General features: G+C 51.0%; 15 protein-coding genes. 10 read left to right on the forward strand and 5 right to left on the reverse strand.

The features are described 5' to 3' along the window. Positions 1 to 18 precede the first annotated feature (18 nt). Both ABXJ76_RS15805 and ABXJ76_RS15810 read left to right on the forward strand, forming a co-directional pair. The gene (locus ABXJ76_RS15805) at positions 19 to 507 is read left to right on the forward strand and encodes a hypothetical protein (RefSeq protein WP_432741835.1); all 489 of its coding nucleotides are present in this window, start codon (positions 19 to 21) and stop codon (positions 505 to 507) included. A 470-nt stretch (positions 508 to 977) separates the two neighbouring features. Then, positions 978 to 2,294, forward strand: coding sequence for a transporter (locus ABXJ76_RS15810; protein WP_432741837.1), 1,317 nt, complete (start codon positions 978 to 980; stop codon positions 2,292 to 2,294). Positions 2,295 to 2,405: 111 nt separating this feature from the next. Here the strand turns inward: ABXJ76_RS15810 and ABXJ76_RS15815 are convergent, their stop codons facing one another. The 5 genes from ABXJ76_RS15815 to ABXJ76_RS15835 all read right to left on the reverse strand — a co-directional run bounded on the left by ABXJ76_RS15815 (position 2,406) and on the right by ABXJ76_RS15835 (position 8,259). Further along, a complete protein-coding gene (locus ABXJ76_RS15815; protein ID WP_432741839.1) occupies positions 2,406 to 3,329 on the reverse strand; it encodes a PhzF family phenazine biosynthesis protein in 924 nt (307 codons plus the stop codon). Further along, a complete protein-coding gene (gene nirD, locus ABXJ76_RS15820; protein WP_432741841.1) occupies positions 3,326 to 3,682 on the reverse strand; it encodes a nitrite reductase small subunit NirD in 357 nt (118 codons plus the stop codon). The genes ABXJ76_RS15815 and nirD overlap by 4 nt, the downstream gene beginning before the upstream one ends. Continuing rightward, positions 3,683 to 6,220 carry a nitrite reductase large subunit NirB gene (gene nirB / locus ABXJ76_RS15825; RefSeq protein ID WP_432741843.1) on the reverse strand — a complete coding sequence of 846 codons (2,538 nt, stop codon included), beginning with the start codon at positions 6,218 to 6,220 and terminating at the stop codon, positions 3,683 to 3,685. Between the two features lie 683 nt (positions 6,221 to 6,903). Then, a complete protein-coding gene (locus ABXJ76_RS15830; RefSeq protein WP_432741844.1) occupies positions 6,904 to 7,818 on the reverse strand; it encodes a hypothetical protein in 915 nt (304 codons plus the stop codon). A gap of 183 nt (positions 7,819 to 8,001) precedes the next feature. After that, positions 8,002 to 8,259, reverse strand: a complete 258-nt coding sequence (locus ABXJ76_RS15835) for a hypothetical protein (RefSeq protein ID WP_432741846.1) — start codon at positions 8,257 to 8,259, stop codon at positions 8,002 to 8,004. Positions 8,260 to 8,429: 170 nt separating this feature from the next. On the opposite strand from ABXJ76_RS15835, the gene kdpF reads away from it, so the two are divergent. From kdpF to ABXJ76_RS15875, 8 genes are all read left to right on the forward strand, one after another. Continuing rightward, positions 8,430 to 8,519, forward strand: a complete 90-nt coding sequence (gene kdpF / locus ABXJ76_RS15840) for a K(+)-transporting ATPase subunit F (protein WP_432741848.1) — start codon at positions 8,430 to 8,432, stop codon at positions 8,517 to 8,519. Then, positions 8,519 to 10,261 (forward strand): potassium-transporting ATPase subunit KdpA, encoded by a 1,743-nt coding sequence (kdpA, locus tag ABXJ76_RS15845; protein WP_432741850.1) that lies wholly within the window; start codon positions 8,519 to 8,521, stop codon positions 10,259 to 10,261. The genes kdpF and kdpA overlap by 1 nt, the downstream gene beginning before the upstream one ends. 201 nt (positions 10,262 to 10,462) lie before the next feature. Then, positions 10,463 to 12,532 carry a potassium-transporting ATPase subunit KdpB gene (gene kdpB / locus ABXJ76_RS15850; RefSeq protein ID WP_432746546.1) on the forward strand — a complete coding sequence of 690 codons (2,070 nt, stop codon included), beginning with the start codon at positions 10,463 to 10,465 and terminating at the stop codon, positions 12,530 to 12,532. Positions 12,533 to 12,741: 209 nt separating this feature from the next. Beyond that, the gene (kdpC, locus tag ABXJ76_RS15855) at positions 12,742 to 13,317 is read left to right on the forward strand and encodes a potassium-transporting ATPase subunit KdpC (RefSeq protein ID WP_432741852.1); all 576 of its coding nucleotides are present in this window, start codon (positions 12,742 to 12,744) and stop codon (positions 13,315 to 13,317) included. A 15-nt stretch (positions 13,318 to 13,332) separates the two neighbouring features. Further along, a complete protein-coding gene (locus tag ABXJ76_RS15860; RefSeq protein WP_432741853.1) occupies positions 13,333 to 16,077 on the forward strand; it encodes a DUF4118 domain-containing protein in 2,745 nt (914 codons plus the stop codon). Continuing rightward, a complete protein-coding gene (kdpE, locus tag ABXJ76_RS15865) occupies positions 16,070 to 16,771 on the forward strand; it encodes a two-component system response regulator KdpE (RefSeq protein ID WP_432741855.1) in 702 nt (233 codons plus the stop codon). The genes ABXJ76_RS15860 and kdpE overlap by 8 nt, the downstream gene beginning before the upstream one ends. 494 nt (positions 16,772 to 17,265) lie before the next feature. Then, positions 17,266 to 18,438: an EAL domain-containing protein gene (locus ABXJ76_RS15870; protein ID WP_432741857.1), complete on the forward strand. Its 1,173-nt coding sequence runs from the start codon at positions 17,266 to 17,268 to the stop codon at positions 18,436 to 18,438. A gap of 46 nt (positions 18,439 to 18,484) precedes the next feature. Continuing rightward, on the forward strand, positions 18,485 to 20,716 hold the full coding sequence (locus ABXJ76_RS15875; RefSeq protein WP_432741859.1) for a methyl-accepting chemotaxis protein: 2,232 nt from the start codon (positions 18,485 to 18,487) through the stop codon (positions 20,714 to 20,716). The last annotated feature ends 34 nt before the right edge of the window (positions 20,717 to 20,750 follow it).

The following is a 20,750-nucleotide window of genomic DNA, read 5'->3' on the forward strand; positions in this document are numbered from 1 at the left end:
TTAAGCGGAGTGTTTAACGTGAAAGCATATCAATTTAACGTCTACCGGAAATTTATCAAGGCTGTATTTTGCATAGTCGTTTGGGGCGGTTCCGGCTTCGCCTGTCAGGTAGTGGCCGATGAAATTTCAACCATTGCTGCCCACCAGTTTGACAACTGGGAGCGAGCATCTGACAGTGAACTGGATCAACTAAGAGGCGGCTTTATACTTCCAAACGGAGTGAACATAGATTTTAGTTTAGAGAGAATTACTTCGTTGAATGGCGCGGTCGTTTCTTCCTCGTTTTTCCAATTACCGGGCAATGCTTCATTGTTTCAGAATGGCAATATGAATCAAGCTCAAGATTTGGCGATGCCAGAGCTGGGTTCTGTTATTCAGAATAACCTGGATAATCAAGTTATCAGCACTGTTACCGATATTAATATAGCTGTCAGTAACTTAAAAAACTTGAATTCAAATAGTAACGGTATGGTTTTTAACAACCTTATCTTACCCAACATGCGTTAACTGAATTTAAGAATTCGACGCTCGACGAGATCACGATTAACTGCGACTAAACAAATCAAAGTCTTACCGCAGCCTGCCATTTAAGCCGAGACAACCCTTTAAAACTTGATAGCACTGATGCTATATCCATATGGGAGGGAGCGCTGCTATCATCGCGATGAGAGTGTCGTTACCGCAAGATAGCGCTGCCATAATGGTCCCAACTGTCCCCGCTTAAGTTAAAAACGCTTACCACTTATTTCTGTCGAAGGACTAAACCGGCGTTCTTCTAAGTATTTACACTAATTGCCCTGATGGAACTAATAACTTATAAAGTCAGCGGGATGATTGATTTATTCGCGCATGTCCTTGTCATGACGTTTTTTACTTGCGAATAAGTCCTTAAAAGTCATTGCAATTGGATTGAACCCTTAAATCTAGCGGGGAATTCAATAGCTCTTACTTTACTACTGAAACAGGGAAACAATCATATGAAGATGTATTTTAAGAAGGAGCAGTTTTTTTTATTCGGTGCCATTAAAGGGTTCATTTTTATCTGCTGTGTTTTTTTTGTAAATCCGAGCTATGCAGAAACCGGCAAGCAAAATAATTCTGTGGCGCAATATAAGAAACTGCTTGCCGAACAGCAAAAAGAATTTCAACTACAACGGCAGATTATTGCTGAGCAAGGCAAAGCGCTGGAACAACTAAAATTGCGCCTTGATTCTTTGACAAATCAAGGCGCAGAGAAACAGATGCCGGTCAAACAGGCATCTAATAAACCCCAAATTGTCGCAGCGAACACTAAAAAACAGCCATCAACATCGCCTAATCCGCTTCCATCCAAGCCAGTTGGCCAGGCACCTCCCGGAGCAACAGAAAAACCACGACCACCGGAAATACCCAGATTAAGCAATACCGTGGGCGGCGTGTTAACCCGAAAAGGGAATATTGTTTTTGAGCCATCCATGCAATACGCCTACACCAGTAACAACCGGGTATTTCTCGATGCATTTACCTTTCTTCCGGCCATTGCCATCGGTCTGATTGATCTTCGCGAAGTTAAGCGGCACAGTTTTATCGGCACGCTGGGGACTCGTTATGGGGTGACGGATCGACTGGAAGTGGAGTTTAGGCTTCCTTATGTCTACCGTGATGATACCCAACGCTCACGACCGGTAAGTATTGGTGCGGGCGCTGATGAAACGTTCAATGCCACCGGAAATGACATCGGCGATCTTGAATTTGCCGGACGCTACCAACTTACCAACGGATCTAATGGCTGGCCGATTCTTGTTGGCAATATAGTGGCAACGGCGCCCACAGGAAAAAGCCCTTTTGATGTTGAATATGTACAAGCTCAAGGGGTGCCCGGCGCAACATTTCCAACCGAATTACCGACGGGTGCCGGATACTTCAGTTTTCAGCCCAGTCTTACCGCGCTTTATCCAACGGATCCGGCGGTTTTTTTCGGCAATCTTAGCTATAGTTACAATGCTGAAACCAGTACGAATTTCGGCAAGGTTAATCCTGGGGATACGCTAGGATTAAGTTTTGGTCTGGGCTTCGGCATTAATGAACGCTCATCATTTAGTTTAGGGTACTCGCACAAACATGTTTTAGAATCTGAAATTGATGGCAATGCAATTGGGGGGAGTACATTGGATATAGGGCAGCTCCTGGTGGGTTATTCGTTCAAATACACCCCAAAAACCACTTTCAATTTATCTTTAGGTATTGGCACGACTAACGATGCACAAGACGTTTCACTGAATTTCAGGGTGCCAATGACTTTCAATTTTTTATAGCCCGAAAGACCCGCTAAGGAATGAAAATCAAATAACTCAGCCCTTTGCGCAAAGGGCGACCAACCGACCGGTCGCCCCTCGGATTTATCGCGTGTTCACGTTATGTAGATTTCATTCCTCAGCCGGAATCGTCATCACCCCTTCCGCCACCATCACCGCCGCGCCACCGACCCGAATAGTCAGCGTGTATTCGCCTTTATGATCCATTTCCAGGTTCAGCACACTGCGGCGGCTGTTTTGATCGCCGCGATCCACAGCAAAGGTGTACGTGCCTTTTTTCATAAAATCAAATGAACACAGATACGAGGCAAAGGCGGGCATCGCATTGCCGACCGGCGGATCTTCGTGCATGCCGATACGGGGACCGAGCAAGCGGGCATTAAAATCCGAATCCGCAAACGGAGTTTTCGGGGAAAACAGCAGGATTTCCTGGGCGGCAGTTTGCGGGGCGCTAGACTGACTCCAGGCCGCGTAATTGAATTTTGCTGCCCTTACGCTTTCATATTGCCAAACGGGAACGACCAGATACGGAACACCGCAAGACACCAGGCGCGTGGCATATTTTTTATGATCGAGTTCCGACGGCTGTATCGACAGAAAACTTGCCAACTCCTCATCACTGGGGGTGAATCGGTCAATGATAGACGTCACTTTGCGGGTGAACTGCACAAAGCTGGGCTGATCATTTTCAACGGAAATATTGACTTTAACCGGGCCGGTATTTTGCTCAAACACCATCGGCGTAATCGCAGCGCTCAATTGAATATCGCCGCAACTCGCCAACACGAAGGCGGCGGCGATAATAGGGTGTCCGGCAAAATCGATTTCGGCCTGCGGCGAGAAAATACGCATCACGCGCGTGGTTATTGGTTTATCGGAAGGAAATACAAATACCGTTTCCGACAGATTCAACTCCCTGGCCACCCGCTGCATTTGCTGTTGGCTTAAACCTTCGGCATGAGGGAAAACAGCGATTTGCGCGCCATTGAAAATCTGCTTGGTAAACACATCGGCGATGTAATAAGGGTATTTCATAACGCGGCTCCGCCATGCTGTAATAATGAAAGATTGACTTTAACGCTGCCGTTTTCAATGCGTATCGGGTAAACAGGTATTTGCACGGTTTCATCTTCCAGGCAAACACCGGTTTGCAGGTTAAAATGCTGTTTGTATAGGGGCGATGCAACCACCGGCTGGCCGTTAATGTCACCGATTAAACCGCGCGATAACACATTGGCCTTACCGAACGGGTCGTAATTGCCGACCGCATAAATACGTTCAGCTTCCGGCAGGTAAAAAATCGCCACCTGCTCCCCGTCAAGCAACGCGCAAACGCCGGAATCAGGCTGTAAATCATCAATACTGCAAACCTCTATCCACTTAGCCATTTACGCCATCTCCACCAGTTTGAAATGTTTCCGTTCATCGTCATCCGCAGGGCGAATTTGACCGCGTTCTTCGACAAACACCACATTATCGTCGGGCCGGTCGCTGTTAACAAAATGCCTAAAGCGCTTGAGTTTAGCCTCATCTTCAATCGTAGCTTTCCATTCGCATTGATAAGTGTCGATCACATACTGCATTTGCTGTTCCAGCTGATCGCACAAGCCCAGCTTGTCTTCAAGCACCACCGATTTTAAGTAATCCAGCCCGCCTTCCATGTTTTCCATCCATACTGCCGTGCGTTGCAAACGGTCGGCGGTGCGCACATAAAAGCTCAAGAAGCGGTCGATGTATTTAATCAGGGTTTCCTTATCCAAACCGGTGGCGAATAAATCCGCATGACGCGGTTTCATGCCGCCGTTGCCGCAGACATAAAGATTCCAGCCGTTTTCGGTGGCGATAATGCCGACATCCTTGCCCTGCGCTTCGGCGCATTCCCGGGTGCAACCGGACACCGCAAATTTAATTTTATGCGGAGAGCGCAAACCCTTGTAGCGGTTTTCCAATTCTATCGCCAGTCCCACGCTGTCATCGACTCCGTAACGGCACCAGGTGCTGCCGACGCAAGATTTAACCGTACGTAGCGATTTGCCGTAAGCATGACCCGATTCGAAACCGGCATCGATCAATTCTTTCCAGATATGCGGCAGTTGATCGACCCGCGCGCCAAACATATCCACGCGCTGGCCGCCGGTAATCTTGGTATAGAGCTTGTATTTTTTACCGACCTGCCCCAACGCAATCAGCATGTCAGGGCTTATTTCGCCACCGGTGATGCGCGGCACCACCGAATAAGTGCCGTCTTTTTGCATATTGGCTAAAAAGGTGTCGTTGGTGTCCTGCAACCCTAAGTGATCTTTTTCCAGCACATGCTCATTCCATTGCGACGCCAGGATATTAGCGATGGTCGGTTTGCAAATTTCACAACCCAAGCCCTTGCCGTGTTTATGCAGCAATTCGGAAAAAGTTTTGATTTCATTAATCCGAATCAGGTTATGAAGATCCTGCCGGGTATAGGCAAAGTGCTCACAGAGATCGGTATTCACTGCAAAACCCTGTTTCGACAGTTCCGAATCCATGACCGATTTCAGCAACGCCGCACAGCCGCCGCAACCGGTTGCGGCTTTGGTTTCGGCTTTTAAAGCGCCCATCGTCATGCAGCCGCCTTCTATCGCCGAACAAATCGCGCCCTTGGTCACATCGTAACAGGAACAGATTTGCGCCGAAGCAGGCAACGCATCCGGGCCCAAGCCGACCGACTCATCGGAGCGGTGCGGTAAAATCAGCGCATCGGGGTTCGCCGGCAGTTCGATACCGTTCAGGCAATACTGCAATAAAGTACTGTAACCCGACGCATCACCGACCAATACTGCGCCCAGCAATTGTTTTTTATCCTGACTGACGACCAGGCGTTTATACACTTCGCTATCGCCATTTTGGTAGGTATAAACCATCGCGCCCTGGGTTTTGGCATGAGCGTCGCCGATACTGGCGACATCCACACCCATCAGCTTCAGCTTGGTGCTCATGTCCGCGCCGGTAAAACTGGCGACATCGCCTGCCAAATCAGCCACCACGGTGCGCGCCATCGCATAACCCGGTGCGACCAGACCGTAAATCATGCCATTCCACAACGCGCACTCGCCGATCGCATAAATGCTGTCATCGGAGGTGCGGCATTGGTTATCAATGACGATGCCGCCGCGCTGACCGACTTCAAGGCCGCAGGCCCTGGCAATATCGTCACGCGGACGAATCCCTGCCGAAAACAGCACGATGTCGGTTTCCAGCTCTTCGCCGTCGGCAAAGCACATTTTGTTGATGCAGTGTTCGCCGTCGGTAATGATGCTGGTATTTTTGCCGGTATGCACGATCACGCCCAAATCCTCGATCTTACGCCGCAGCATCGCACCGCCCGCGTCATCGAGCTGCACCGCCATCAAGCGCGGCGCGAATTCGACCACATGGGTTTCCAAGCCTAAATCCATTAACGCCTTGGCCGCTTCAAGACCCAACAAACCGCCGCCGACCACGGTGCCGACCTTGCCGGTTTTGGCAGCGGCAGCCATGGCCTCAAGATCCTCAATGGTGCGATAAACCAGACATTGAGGCCGATCATGCCCGGGAACGGGCGGTACGAATGGATAAGAACCGGTCGCCAGCACCAGCTTGTCGTAAGCAATGCTTACACCTTTTGCCGAGGTGACGGTTTTAGCAGTCCGGTCGATGCTTGCGGCCTTGTCGCCCAAATGAAGAGTGATACCATGCCGCTCAAAAAAACCGTCTTCGACTAAAGACAACTCCTGTGCCGTGGTGCCGGTGAAAAAAGACGACAAATGCACCCGGTCATAGGCCGCTCTGGGTTCTTCGCAAAAAGTGATGATTTCGTACTGTTCTTTAAGGGTACTTTCGGCCAAACCTGCGAGAAAATGTTGCCCGACCATGCCGTTGCCAATGACGACCAATGTTTTTTTTACGCTCATACTACAACTCCGATAACAATGTTTGCTGTTTAGGGGTTATAGAGCAATGGCTATGCCAAAATAAACAAGCTATTGATTTTAAAGTAGCGGTAACTTGTTAAGATGAAAATCAAGCTTGTTGATGAACTAGATTGGTGCGCAGAGAAAATTAATGCGAGGTAACGGTGCACCGTCATTAAGTGAAGCGGAAAATAGTTAGAGTTGAATATCGTTGGCGCGAATTTATTCGCGCGATAGATATTAAAAAGCGCGAGTAAATTCGCGCCCACGATAGATTACGAAACGGGACGCTGGAGCGTCCCGAACTGCATTCCCACGCCGGAGAAATTGTGAAAGTTTTATCTAATTCAAGCTGAAAAAATGTTTTACCACAAAGAACACGGAGAAAATAACAGCATTAATTCAAGGCATTAAAAACTTCGTGCTCTCGGCAACTGCTCCTGCGTTGCTCTCGATTGCTGTTCCAGACGCAATTCTACCTCCTGCATAATCCACAGGGATGTGGTGAATGCAGATATTGCATAACGCCATGGATGGCGTGTAGTAGAGCAACGCAGGAGCAGTTGCCGAGGAGCAAATATCTGTCCTTGCAGTCGTCCGTGCTCTTCGTGGTTATTTTCTAAATACGAATAGTTTCGCAGTCTCCGGAGCATGGGAACGATAATTGCCGTAGTGCGATACCCTTATTTGCGATATTTTTTCACCCAGCTTTTCACCACCGGCAAGCCGCGTGTTAGCCACTGTTCGGTGACAAAAGCCGCTGCGGGTTTAATCTGCTTTGCCAGCAGCTTAAGATAAAACCATGTCCGATCCACAAATGATGCCTCAGTACTATCGCGCCGTTGTAAATAACGCGCACCCAAGCCATTAATAAATACCGGTTTAAACAGCCACATTTCCAGAATAGACGTGACCCACATAAACATGAATGAAACGCCCATGCCCATACCGGCAAAAATAACCAACCAGGCAAACATCGGATGAATCTTGGTCAACCACCACGACAATATATCGGCCACCAGAAAGGCATAGGGCATGCCGATAGCAATACATTTATATTGAGTGGTCGTGGTCTCCGAAAAACTAAAAATCAGTCCCACAAACATAAAAATAAAACTGATACCGAACATATGCACATGGGAAACACGGGTTAGCGAGGCGAAGGTAGCGCCGGTATCCTGTTCGGATAAGGCTTGTAACGCGGCAAAGTCGGTAAAATCCGGTATCCCGGAGGCTTCCTTGTTATGGCACATCACACAACGGTTCTCAATGATTTTGTCGACACCTTCATCTTTATAGGCATCAATATCCGCTCCCTCTCTAACCCATTCCATGATTTTAAAACGCTCCAGTTCCGGCGCTTTATCTTTCATCGAACCATTCAGTTTCTGCTCCAAAACCGTGCCGGAACGGTTGCCGTAATAACTGTAAACGATATCGTCAACAGACAAACCGAATTTGCCGTCCGCCATCCCATGCGTAAACAAAATCTGGATTAGGGCGAAAAAATAACCTAGGGCCACTGTACACAAATAACCGGTAAATAATACCTTGATAGGGGTATCGTGATCTTTTAGGGGAGTATATTTTGTTGTCATAATATCGATTAATAATTTAGTGTATTGCAGGTTCAATCATGAACCCGTGATGTTGATGCCTGATGCATCGCAGTACGAATCAATGCTAAAACTACGAATGAGACAACATTATAACTGATATTGAACAGGCGATTATTACCGTTCCGTCAATGCGTTGTATCCGCAGCGCGACGCCCTCTTGCTTCATCGACCTCGCGACTGAAAAACAGCGCAGCAGCAAATAAGACAAAACAAGATAGCACTTTTTAGGCCAACCAAAATCTGCAGCAGGCCGATAGCCAGAAGCCCGGCCATACCGGCCAATTTCATCGACAAACCCCAAAAGCCAAAATACTCGGCTGAACGCGATAACGGCGTAAATAAGCCTACCAGAGTCCGGGTAGACGACTGACAGGAGCCCAGACTTAACCCTGCCACGCAGCCGACCAGCAAAAACGCCACCGCAATAAAAGGTTCTCCTGATGAATCGTGCCTCTGCGCACCCTCCTATAACAGCACTTCTTCAGCCTCGGTGATCCTGGCGCTATAACGATATACCGCGATTTTTACAGTTTTTTTATAACAACAACGTTACATTAACTACTCGGAACATCCATAAAAAAGAGGTAACCATGACCATTATCTACGGCTTGAGCGGCTTGCTCGCATTCGCTTTATTCATTTATCTGCTGGCGGCGTTATTTTATCCGGAGAAATTCTGATGACTGCAAACGGCTTATTGCAAATCTCTTTATATTTTGTCGCCCTGCTGCTGTTGGCTAAGCCATTGGGTGTGTATATGGCGGCGGTATATGAAAACCGCCCGTTACTTCTTAAGCGCATCTTGGGGCCTTTGGAAGCAGGGTTTTATCGTTTGAGCGGCGTTAACCCGGAACAAGAGATGAGCTGGAAAAGTTACGCCGCCGCCCTGCTCTGGTTCAATCTGTTCGGCGGGCTGGCGGTATTCGCATTGCAAATACTGCAATCCCATTTGCCGCTGAACCCGCAGCAGATGGCTAATGTGACCGTCGATTCGGCATTTAACACGGCGGTCAGTTTTGCCACCAACACCAATTGGCAAGGGTACGGCGGCGAAACGACGATGAGTTATTTGACCCAGATGCTGGGTTTGAGTGTGCAAAACTTCGTCTCGGCGGCCACCGGCATGGCGGTTTTGGTCGCCATGATACGCGGCTTTCAACGCACTCATGCGGACGGCATCGGCAACTTCTGGGCGGATCTGACCCGTGGTACTTTATATATCCTCCTGCCGCTGTCGTTTCTGCTGGCGTTGGTGTTGGTTGGGCAAGGCGTGGTGCAAACCTTCAAACCTTACCAAACCATTCCGTTAGTTGAGCAAGTCAGTACAGCAACGGAAAAGACTACACAAACCTTGGCAGTAGGGCCTGCCGCTTCGCAAATCGCCATCAAGCAACTGGGCACCAACGGCGGCGGTTTTTTTAACGCTAATTCCGCGCATCCTTTCGAAAACCCAACGCCGTTGGCTAATTTCCTGGAAATGCTGTTACTGATACTGATCCCGGCAGCGCTATGCCATACCTTTGGCACGATGGTCGGCGATCCGCGTCAGGGTTGGGCAATTTTGGCTGCGATGACGCTGGTGCTGGTCAGCTTGCTATTTGTCGCCGTTGGTCTTGAGCAAGGCGGTAATCCTGCGTTGACTACACTTGGCGTTGAACAAAGCGTTAGCGTTGATCAGTCAGGCGGCAACATGGAAGGTAAGGAAACCCGTTTCGGTATCGTCAATTCGGTGATCTGGGCGACTGCGACTACCGCCGCATCCAATGGATCGGTCAATTCGATGCACGATTCTTACACGCCGTTGGGCGGCATGATTCCGATGTGGCTGATGCAACTCGGTGAAGTCATTTTCGGCGGTGTCGGTTCAGGCCTTTACGGAATGCTGATTTTTGTACTGATCGCGGTGTTTGTCGCCGGTCTGATGATAGGCCGTACGCCGGAGTATCTCGGCAAAAAGATTGAAGCCTTTGAAATAAAAATGGCAGCTATCGTTATTTTAATTCCGGCTTTCTTCATTCTGGGTGGAACATCGTTGGCGATCATGGTGGAGGCTGGCAAAACAGCGGTTGCCAATCCCGGCGCACATGGGTTTAGCGAAATTCTTTATGCATTTTCCTCTGCGGCCGGCAACAACGGCAGCGCGTTTGCCGGTCTTAGCGCCAATTCTCCGTTTTATAACACGGCGTTGGGTATCACGATGCTGGTCGGGCGCTATGGCATCATGATCCCGGTACTCGCTATTGCCGGTTCATTGGCTGCAAAAAAGACGGTGCCAACCACCGTCGGCACTTTGCCGACACATACGCCGTTGTTCGTGATGTTGCTTATCGGCACCGTAGTTTTGGTTGGTGCGTTGACTTTCGTGCCCGCGTTGGCTTTAGGGCCGGTGGTCGAGCATTTAATTATGAATACAGCTCTGTAGACCGGAATAAGGCCATCCAAGCGCGTAGCGGGCTGTGGCGTTGCCTACATGGATGTAGGTAAGGGGCGTGAGCAGGAGCGGAAGCTTTTCCGGCGAATTTGGGAAGTGTTTGCCGGAAACGCCAGTTCTTCGCTGCCGCTCGAACCGGCTTATTCCGGCCTACGGCAAGACTATGAATTTAAGCAAAGTGAGAAACAATCAATGAGCACAAAAAATCATAAGCAACAGCTATTTAGCAGCCGGATCCTGTGGGCTGCGCTAGGTGATACCCTGCGCAAACTGGCGCCTCAACAACAATGGAAAAACCCGGTGATGTTCGTGGTCTATACCGGCAGTTTACTGACCACCGGACTCTGGCTGTGGGAATTGTTTTCCGGAGACCACACGCAAACTGGCTTCATGTTGGCCGTGACCTTCTGGCTGTGGTTCACGGTGTTGTTCGCCAACTTCGCAGAAAGCGTCGCCGAAGGCCGCAGTAAGGCGCAAGCGGCTTCATTGCGTAGCGCCAAGCGCGACATCATGGCGAAGAAACTGGATAAACCGTGTTACAGCACCGATTACGCCAAAGTCACAAGCTCATCATTGCGGCGCGGCGACATCGTACTGATTGAAGCGGGCGATTTTGTCCCCGCCGACGGCGAAGTCATCGAAGGCGCCGCCAGTGTCGATGAAAGCGCTATCACCGGCGAAAGCGCGCCGGTGATTCGCGAATCGGGCGGCGATTTCAGTTCGATAACCGGCGGTACGCGGGTATTGTCCGATTGGCTGGTGGCGCGGGTCGTGGTCAATCCTGGCGAAGCGTTTCTGGATCGCATGATTGCGATGGTGGAAAGCGCATCGCGGCAAAAAACGCCTAATGAAATCGCCCTGACCATTTTGCTGGTGGCGCTGACGCTGATTTTCCTGCTGACCACGGCGACGCTGCTGCCTTTTTCCCTGTACAGCGTGGAAACTGCCAAAGCCGGTACGCCGGTTTCAATCACCGTGCTGGTAGCCTTGCTGGTCTGCCTGATTCCTACCACCATCGGCGGTTTGCTGTCCGCTATCGGTGTTGCAGGCATAGGCCGAATGATGCAGAAAAACGTCATAGCCACATCCGGTAAAGCCATTGAAGCGGCAGGCGATGTGGATGTGTTGCTGCTGGATAAAACCGGCACGATTACTCTGGGTAACCGGCAAGCTTCGGCATTTTTTCCGATCGGCTTGGTCAGCGAAAAAGAATTGGCCGATGCCGCGCAACTGGCGACGCTGGCCGACGAAACGCCGGAAGGCCGCAGTATCATCATTCTTGCCAAGCAGAAATTCGACATCCGGGAGCGCAATATTCACGAGCTGGGTGCGACGTTTGTCGCCTTTAGCGCACAAACCCGGATGAGCGGGGTCAATATCGGCGACCGTCAAATTCGTAAAGGCGCTGTCGATGCGATACGTGGCTTTGTGGAAGCCCAAAATGCAAAATTTCCCGCAGAAGCGACACGAATCGCCGATACGGTCGCACGTCGGGGCAGCACGCCGCTGCTGGTTGTCGACGGCGGACAGGTATTGGGCGTTATTGAGCTGAAAGACACGGTCAAGGGCGGCATCAAGGAGCGTTTTGTCGAGCTGCGAAGCATGGGCATTAAAACGATCATGATCACCGGCGATAACCGCTTGACCGCGGCGGCGATTGCGGCCGAAGCGGGCGTCGACGACTTTTTGGCCGAGGCGACTCCGGAAGCCAAGCTCAAGCTGATCCGCGAACAACAAGCCGAAGGGCGCTTGGTGGCGATGACCGGCGACGGCACCAACGATGCGCCTGCTTTGGCCCAGGCCGATGTGGCGGTGGCGATGAATTCGGGCACCCAGGCGGCCAAGGAAGCCGGTAACATGGTCGATCTCGATTCCAACCCGACCAAGCTGATCGAAATCGTCGAAACCGGCAAGCAAATGCTGATGACGCGCGGCGCGTTGACCACGTTTAGTCTGGCTAACGATTTGGCCAAATATTTCGCCATCGTTCCGGCCGCGTTTGCCAGCACTTATCCGCAACTTGGAGCACTTAATATTATGGGACTTAGCAGCCCTAACAACGCGATACTTTCGGCGGTTATTTTTAATGCGTTGATTATCGTCGCCTTGATTCCCTTAGCCTTGAAAGGCGTGACTTACCGGCCGCAAAACGCGGAGGCATTGCTGCGCAATAACTTGCTGGTTTACGGTGGCGGCGGCGTTATCGTGCCGTTTATCGGGATTAAGTTGATCGATCTTGGCTTAACTGCGTTATCGTTCTGATTATGAGGAGATTACTGTGATTAAGTTCTGTAGGATGCGCATCACGTACCATTTTCAAAGCGTTCCTGTTAAGCAATCGCCATTAAAGTCCGCGCGTTCCGCTCGTTCCCAAGCTCCAGCTTGGGAATGCAGTGCTGGAAGCTCCAGCTTCCAGTCACACAATGCTGGAGCTTGGGAACGCGCACAAAAAACAAATACAGGAGTCATCAATGACAAAGCACATTAAACCCGCAATACTCATGCTATTGTTTTTTACCGTGCTGACCGGCATCGCCTATCCATTGGCAGTCACGTTCAGCGCACAAACCCTGTTCCCCAGCCAGGCAAACGGCAGTTTGCTTGGCGGCAAAGAACACCCGGTCGGTTCCGAATTAATCGGCCAAGCGTTCAGTCGTCCCGAGTATTTTTGGGGACGGCCTTCGGCGACTTCGCCTGCCCCCTATAACGGCGGCGCATCCGGCGGGTCCAATCAAGGGCCGACCAACCCCGCACTGATCGATGCTGTTCAGGCACGCATCAAAGCGTTGCGCGATTCCGACCCCAGCCATTCGGAAGCGGTACCCGCGGACTTGGTGACCGCCTCGGCCAGCGGACTTGATCCGCACATCAGCCCTGCGGCGGCCGCCTATCAAATTAGCCGCGTTGCCAGAGTCAGACATATGTCGCCGGATAGCGTGCGTGAATTGGTTGGGCGTTATACTGAACCTCGGCAATGGGGTGTGTTGGGTGAACCTCGAGTGAATGTACTAAAATTAAACTTGGCGTTGGATCAGCGTCTTAAGTAAAAACTGGACTCACGCATGAACGACACACGACCAGACCCTGACGCCCTGCTTGCCCGTGTAGAACGCGAGGAAAACCAGCGGCGACGCGGCCGTCTCAAGGTTTTTTTCGGCGCGGCAGCAGGCGTTGGCAAAACCTACGCCATGCTGTTGGCGGCTCAAGCCAAGCGGGCTGAAGGCGTCGATGTGGTGGTGGGGCTGGTGGAAACCCATGACCGGCAAGAAACCGTCGCGGTATTGCAAGGCCTGGATGTGCTGCCGCCCAAGCTGGTCAAACATCGGGGCACGGTGCTGCGCGAGTTCGATCTGGACGGCACGCTGAAACGCCGCCCGGTCCTGGTTTTGGTGGACGAGTTGGCGCACAGTAATGCCCCCGGCTGCCGTCATCCCAAGCGCTGGCAGGATGTCGAAGAATTACTCAATGCCGGTATCGATGTTTACAGCACGCTGAACGTCCAGCATCTGGAAAGTCTCAACGACGATGTCGGTCAGGTGACCGGCGTGCAGGTTAGGGAAACCGTGCCGGACACGGTATTCGAGCTGGCGGACGAAGTCGAATTGATCGATTTACCGCCCGATGAATTATTGCTGAGGCTCAAGGAAGGCAAGGTTTATGTGCCGCAACAGGCGGAACGGGCAATGCTCAATTTCTTCCGTAAAGGCAATCTGATTGCGTTGCGGGAGTTATCCTTACGCCTGACTGCCGATCGGGTCGATGCGCAAATGCAGGACTACCGGGACGACCACGCGATACGCGATGTTTGGCAGGTCGGTGACAGGATATTGGTCTGCATAGGCCCCAATACGATCGCCGAGCGGCTGGTGCGCGCCGCCAAGCGACTCGCTACCAGCCTTCATGCGCACTGGATCGTGGCCTACGTGGAAACGCCGGAGCTGCAACGTCTGCCTGCCGAACGTCGCGACGAGGTGTTGCGGGTACTGCGTTTTGCCGAACAGCTGGGCGCCGAAACGGTGACCTTGTCAGGCCCGGACATGAGCAAGGAAATCCTGGGGTTTGCCAAAAATCGCAACGTCACCAAAATCGTGCTGGGCAAACCCCGTCGCCGGGGTTGGAAGCGCTGGGTGCTGGGCTCGGTCGTCGATACCCTGATCACCGAGGCGCATAACATCAACGTCTATTTGCTGGGCAGTCCGCGCGGCGAAGACGCCTTCGAGCAAAAAGCGCCTAAAGTAATGCCGGGGGTAAAAGTACTACGTCCCAGTTATCCCTGGGGGCGCGCCAAGCGGCGCTGGTTAAATTGGGGCTGGGCGCTGGTGATGACCGCTTGCACCAGCTCGCTTGCCTGGTTAATGTCCGGAAAATTCGAATCGGCTAATCTGGTCATGGTTTATTTGCTGGGCGTAGTTTTTATAGCGGCCCGTTTCGGTCGCGAGGCATCCATCCTGACCTCGGTGCTGAGCGTTGCCGCATTCGATTTTTTCTTTGTAAAACCAATTCATACCTTTACGGTTACGGATGCCCAGTATTTAGTGACATTTATCATTATGTTGTTGGTAGCGTTGATCATCAGCCACCTGACCAGCAATATGCGTTCCCAGGCGAAGGTTGCTTCGCATCGGGAGCGGCGCGCCAATGTTCTTTACGCGCTGAGTGAAGAACTGGCGGCCAGTCGTACTGTGGCAGATACGGCCAGAATCGCCGTGCGTCATATTCAGGATGAGTTCGGCGGCGCCGGCGTCTTGCTGTTTCCCACCGATGACAGCCGGATCGTCTACCCGATAGACCCGCCCGTGCCGCAATCCTTACGCGATTGCGATCTCAGCGTGGCGCAGTGGGTTTACGACCACGGACAGATGGCGGGACAAGGCACCGATACCTTGCCCGGAGCCAACGCGGTGTTTTTTCCCATGTCCGGTTTTCGCGGCGTCATCGGTGTGCTGGTGTTGCGTGCCGCCAATCTGCGCCGGGTGTTTCTGCCGGAACAGCGTCGGCTATTGGATACCTTTATCAGCCAGATTGCCCAAACCGTTGAACGGGTGCGTCTCTCCGAAGAGGCGCAACAGGCGCAATTGCGCATGGAATCCGAAACCCTGCGCAATTCCTTGCTCAGCGCCATTTCCCACGATTTGCGCACGCCGTTGGCATCGATCGTCGGCGCAGCCAGCACCTTGGTGGAAGAGGATGCCCAGCTGGCCTCTTCGGATCGACAGGAACTGAGCCTGACCATTTATGACGAAGCGCTACGCATGTCGAACCTAACCAATAATATTCTGGACATGGCTCGCCTGGATGCAGGGCAAGCGTCACTCAACCGGCAATGGTATCCGCTGGATGAAATAATCGGTGGAACCTTGACGCGGATGCGCAAGCAACTTGCAGGGCGCGCCGTCAACGCCAAACTGCCGGATGGGCTCTGTTTGGTGCGGGTCGATGCGGTGCTGATCGAACAGGTGCTGGTCAACCTGCTGGAAAATGCCTGCAAATATACGTCGGCGGGCAGTCCCATCGACATTATCGCCGAACTCTCCGCCCATATGCTAAAGGTGACCGTGGCCGATCGAGGCCCAGGCATACCGCCGGGAGAAGAGGAAAAACTGTTCGATAAATTCTATCGGGTACACCGGGAAGGCACGCAAAGCGGCGTCGGTTTGGGACTGGCTATTTGCAAGGCCATCATTATCGCGCATGGCGGCGTTATCGGTGCAGCTAATCGGCAGGGCGGCGGGGCGCAATTCTTTTTTCTGCTCCCCGTAGACGAAGCGCCGCCGCAACTGGCAGCGGAGCAGTTGCAAGATGAATAACATTAAACCCGTCATTGTGGTTATCGAGGACGACCCGCAAATCCGCCGGTTTTTGCGTACCGGCCTGAGCGTGCAGGGATTTCAGGTGATTGAGGCCGGAACCGGCGAACGGGGCGTGGTGGAAGTCGGCACCCGCAAACCGGAGCTGGTCATCCTCGACCTGGGTTTGCCGGGCATGGACGGCATAGAGGTGATCCGCAAGGTTCGCGAGTGGTCCGCGGTGCCGATCATCGTGCTGTCGGCCAGGAGTCAGGAAAGCAACAAGATAGCCGCACTGGATGCCGGAGCGGACGATTACCTGACCAAACCGTTCAGCATCGGCGAACTGCTGGCGCGTATCCGCGTATCGCTGCGCCATGCCGCGCAGCTTGCCGGGGACAGCGTCGAAACGCTGTTTAGCGTCGGCGATTTGCAGGTTGATTTATCCCTGCGCAGCGTACATATCGGCGACCGGGAAATTCATCTGACCCCGATCGAATACCGGCTGCTGACCGTGTTGATCCATCATGCGGGCAAGGTGCTAACGCACCGGCAGTTATTGCGGGATGTTTGGGGGCCGGCCTACGTGGAACATGCCCATTATGTACGGATTTACATGGGGCAATTGCGCCGGAAGCTTGAGACGGATCCTACTCAGCCGCGTTATTTGCTGACCGAAGCGGGCGTAGGTTATCGTCTGGCGTATAGGGAGTGAAGTCCTGAGACGGATTGCCAGTTGGAATGCTTAAAATAACTGCCCGGCACATTCATGCAGACTTGCTTGCCATTTGCATCAAACAGGTAAAGCAGGTTATGAATGGTTATGCCATGCGCCTCATATTTCTCAATAAAACATTGAGATGACTCATTTTAGATATGCTCTGATCCTCAGAATTAATGATGACTACCCAGATTTCAGCAGATTTTATACCCAGAGATCAAATTGAGCGTAAACCGATCTACGCGATCCAAGACGCCCGGTATCGGAGGACAAAAATAACTTAATTGGTGCAATGCTTTGGGAAACCGCACAAAATTGAGGCGCTATCGCACCAAGTCTAGCAAGCATGCCGCATCAGATAACAGCTATAACCATTTAATCTGAACAAACAAAACCGGCATCATGATAGTTTGCTAATATTGGCACATCGCTTGCTTTAGGCGTATCAAGGACGCCAATGCCGCCCTCTTCAAAAAAATCCTATTAACATGAACCCAGAAAAACAACTGTTCCCTTATTTTCAGCCCATTGTCGGTGCCGCCAGTGGCACGATTATCGGCTATGAGGCCTTAGCTCGGCAACACGATACCGAAGGCCGGGTTATTTCCGCAGGCGAATTGTTTTCTTCTCCAGATATTGCGCCCGATCAACTGATAGCCTGGGACCGCATGGTTCGTCGGCAAGCGCTGGAGCAATTCAGCCAAACAAATTTCAACGGTTATTTAACCCTCAACATCTCGGCCGCCTGGATCGACCGAATCACCGACCTGAATGCATTACCGACCCTGCTGATGCTGGACGAGTTTACTATTGACAGAAGCCGCATCATTATTGAAATAACCGAATCGAAAGGCGATCTGGACAATCTCGTTGAAATTGCCGCCATATATCGCAAGCATGGCTTGAAAATAGCGATTGATGATTTCGGTGCCGGCTTTTCTCAGCTGGAAAGAGTCATGGCCATTCAACCCGACATCATCAAATTGGATATGCAGTTATTCCAGAATGCGGCCAAAGGCGGCATTGCCAGGGATATCGTGCATTTGATATCCCGTCTGGCGAAACGCACCGGTTGTCGTATCGTTTGCGAAGGCGTGGAAACCGATGAAGACTTCTATTTCGGTTTGAGCTGCGGTGCCCAATATATGCAAGGCTACCTGTTTTCGCCCGCCACCGCCCAATTCAAACAACCGCTGCATTTTCAACAACAAATCAGCTCACTCAGAAAGACCTTCCTGAAAAGAACCTTAGTCAAAGAAGAACGCAAGATACAGTTTATCTCCCACATTAAGGACTTGGTCGAAGTCCTGAGAAAAGCGCTGGAAACCGATTTCAACCTTAATCAATTAGCAGCGCAGCCCTTCGAAAAAAGCGGCGTGCTACGGTTCTATTTATGCAATAACCAAGGCGACCAAATCTCATCCAATTTTAATTTTGCCGATGGCAAGTGGTTCGATGACGCCACACAACTGGGTTTTAACTGGGCATGGCGACCTTATTTTTACCAATTGCTCGCATTGGAGTCAGAAAATGACTGCTACCGCATTGTAACGTCGGAACGTTATCGGGATGTTAATACCGATATACTGTGTAAAACCCTGTCACTTAGACTGGACGACGAGCGTGTTTTATTAATTGATATTGCCGCCGAATGGCTATGATTTCAACTAGCCATCAACATTGGGTAATAAAAAACAGGTATGCATCATGTTAAATAACATAAAGAATTTTGGCCGGTTAACCATCAAAATGCGTTTTACGCTCATCGTAGGCACCTTGGTTATCGGTTTTTCGCTGTTCGGTTTCGCAACATTCAAGGCCATGAATACACTGAATGTTAATGGCCCGATTTATCAGCGTATTGTCCAAGGCAAAGATATTATTGCCGATGTACTGCCGCCGCCTGAATATATCATCGAATCCTATCTGGTGGCGCTGCAACTGACCCAGGCTAACGACCCTGTCGAAATCAGTGCCTTGGTGTTGCATTTTCAAGCGCTAAAAACAGAATACCAGTCGCGTCATAGCTATTGGTTAGGCCAGTCTTTGGAACAGGAGCTTCATACGCCTTTACTTGAACACTCTTATCGGGCGGCGCAAAGCTTTTATGATGAAGCCGAGCACAATTTCCTGCCAGCCATTCAGTCCGCAGAACGCAACGGATTAATGCTTAGCCTCCAGAAAATGCGTCTCGCTTACGAGCAGCATCGCACTGCTGTTGACGAAGTCGTGCGGCTTACAACGGCCCGTAATGCAGAAGATGAGGCGCAAGCACTGAGCACCATACACGGATACAAAATCGTCTTGGCTGGCATTTTTGCATTCAGCATTGCCATAGCCGTTGTATTGACTATCCTAATCAGTCGCGGTATTTTACGCTCGCTTAAAACCGTCCAACAGGTGGCCGGAGCCATTGCGGTTGGTGATCTGAACTCCAATATCGATATTGATCAAAGCGATGAGATCGGGGATGTATTGCGCTCCATGAAAACCATGCAGAATTCTATTAACGCTTTCGTTACCGATTTAGATACTATGGCGCAAAAGCACGCAGAAGGCATGGTCAAAGAGCAGCTGAATGTTGCAAAATTCTCCGGCACCTATGCCAAAATGGCGCATGAAGTTAATGAATTGATTCAATCGCGTATCGCGATTAATAGAAAGCTGCTCGGTATCGTCACTCAGTATGCCAAAGGCGACTTTTCTATTGATATGGATATTCTTCCAGGTGAAACAATCGTCATTACCGAGACCATGAACAGCGCAAAAAAGACCTTCCTTGCCATTAACAACGAAATCAAAATGCTCGCAGAAGCAGGCGCCAAAGGCGATTTCTCCCTGCGTAGTGATGCGGATAGATTTGAGTTCATGTTCAAAGGGATTTTGACTAATTTCAATAACCTGATGGAAACCTGCGATATCGGCTTCAACGACGTATTGCGGGTCGCCAATGCACTATCTCAAGGCGACCTGACCCAAACCATCGACAAAGACTATCCCGGCACTTTTGGCGAGGTGATTGTCGGCATCAATAGTATTGTAGAAAACATCAAAGGCTTGGTAGGAGACATCAAGGACTCCACCAACAGCATTAATACCGCAGCTAAAGAAATTGCCGCCGGCAACAATGATCTCTCGCATCGCACTGAGGAGCAAGCGGCCAGCCTGGAACAAACCGCCGCCAGCATGGAACAACTGACATCCACCGTCCAGCATAATGCCGCAAACGCCAAGCACGCCAACCAACTTGCTGTTGATGCCTCCAGCATAGCCAGCAAAGGTGTCGAAGTGGTCGAGCAAGTCGTTATGACCATGGGTGATATTAATGAATCTTCGCGTAAAATCGGGGATATTATTTCGGTAATCGACGACATCGCTTTCCAGACCAACATACTTGCCCTCAATGCTGCGGTAGAAGCGGCTCGTGCCGGAGAACAAGGCAGGGGCTTTGCCGTGGTGGCGGTTGAAGTGCGCAATCTTGCACAACGTGCCGCGATGGCTGCTGGAGAAATTAAAAGCCTGATTAATGATTCAGTAGACAAAGTCTCAGGAGGTAGCAAACTGGTTGCCCAGGCAGGACTCACCATGGAAGAAATCGTCAACTCCATCTCTGGCGTTACCAAGATGATGGCCGAAATCACTGCGGCTTCAATTGAGCAAACCTCCGGCATCGAACAAGTCAATCAAGCCATCACTCAAATGGACGACGTAACCCAACAGAATGCAGCACTGGTAGAACAGGCAGCCGCTTCAGCAGAATCGCTGGAAGACCAGGCGCAACACCTGGTAACCACAGTCGATGGATTTAAACTGGATAATAATGCCGTTTATAAAACACTCGTTCAAAAAGAACCGGCATCCGTTAGAAAAAACCCAAAGGCAATAAGTCATAAAACGCCGGAGCTGGCTGTTGTTAATGGCGACTGGGAAGAATTCTAATGTTGTGGGCGCAAATTTATTCGCGTAGCAGGAT

Origin of the sequence: Methylobacter arcticus (assembly GCF_050917435.1) — a bacterium.
GTDB classification, from domain to species: domain Bacteria; phylum Pseudomonadota; class Gammaproteobacteria; order Methylococcales; family Methylomonadaceae; genus Methylobacter_A; species Methylobacter_A titanis.

What these genes read in the sequence shown, in the direction of transcription:
- ABXJ76_RS15810 (WP_432741837.1), top strand. Translation starts at nt 978, where the DNA reads ATGAAGATGTATTTTAAGAAGGAGCAGTTTTTTTTATTCGGTGCCATT.
- ABXJ76_RS15815 (WP_432741839.1), bottom strand. Translation starts at nt 3,329, where the DNA reads ATGAAATACCCTTATTACATCGCCGATGTGTTTACCAAGCAGATTTTC.
- nirD (WP_432741841.1), bottom strand. Translation starts at nt 3,682, where the DNA reads ATGGCTAAGTGGATAGAGGTTTGCAGTATTGATGATTTACAGCCTGAT.
- nirB (WP_432741843.1), bottom strand. Translation starts at nt 6,220, where the DNA reads ATGAGCGTAAAAAAAACATTGGTCGTCATTGGCAACGGCATGGTCGGG.
- ABXJ76_RS15830 (WP_432741844.1), bottom strand. Translation starts at nt 7,818, where the DNA reads ATGACAACAAAATATACTCCCCTAAAAGATCACGATACCCCTATCAAG.
- kdpF (WP_432741848.1), top strand. Translation starts at nt 8,430, where the DNA reads ATGACCATTATCTACGGCTTGAGCGGCTTGCTCGCATTCGCTTTATTC.
- kdpA (WP_432741850.1), top strand. Translation starts at nt 8,519, where the DNA reads ATGACTGCAAACGGCTTATTGCAAATCTCTTTATATTTTGTCGCCCTG.
- kdpB (WP_432746546.1), top strand. Translation starts at nt 10,463, where the DNA reads ATGAGCACAAAAAATCATAAGCAACAGCTATTTAGCAGCCGGATCCTG.
- kdpC (WP_432741852.1), top strand. Translation starts at nt 12,742, where the DNA reads ATGACAAAGCACATTAAACCCGCAATACTCATGCTATTGTTTTTTACC.
- ABXJ76_RS15860 (WP_432741853.1), top strand. Translation starts at nt 13,333, where the DNA reads ATGAACGACACACGACCAGACCCTGACGCCCTGCTTGCCCGTGTAGAA.
- kdpE (WP_432741855.1), top strand. Translation starts at nt 16,070, where the DNA reads ATGAATAACATTAAACCCGTCATTGTGGTTATCGAGGACGACCCGCAA.
- ABXJ76_RS15870 (WP_432741857.1), top strand. Translation starts at nt 17,266, where the DNA reads ATGAACCCAGAAAAACAACTGTTCCCTTATTTTCAGCCCATTGTCGGT.
- ABXJ76_RS15875 (WP_432741859.1), top strand. Translation starts at nt 18,485, where the DNA reads ATGTTAAATAACATAAAGAATTTTGGCCGGTTAACCATCAAAATGCGT.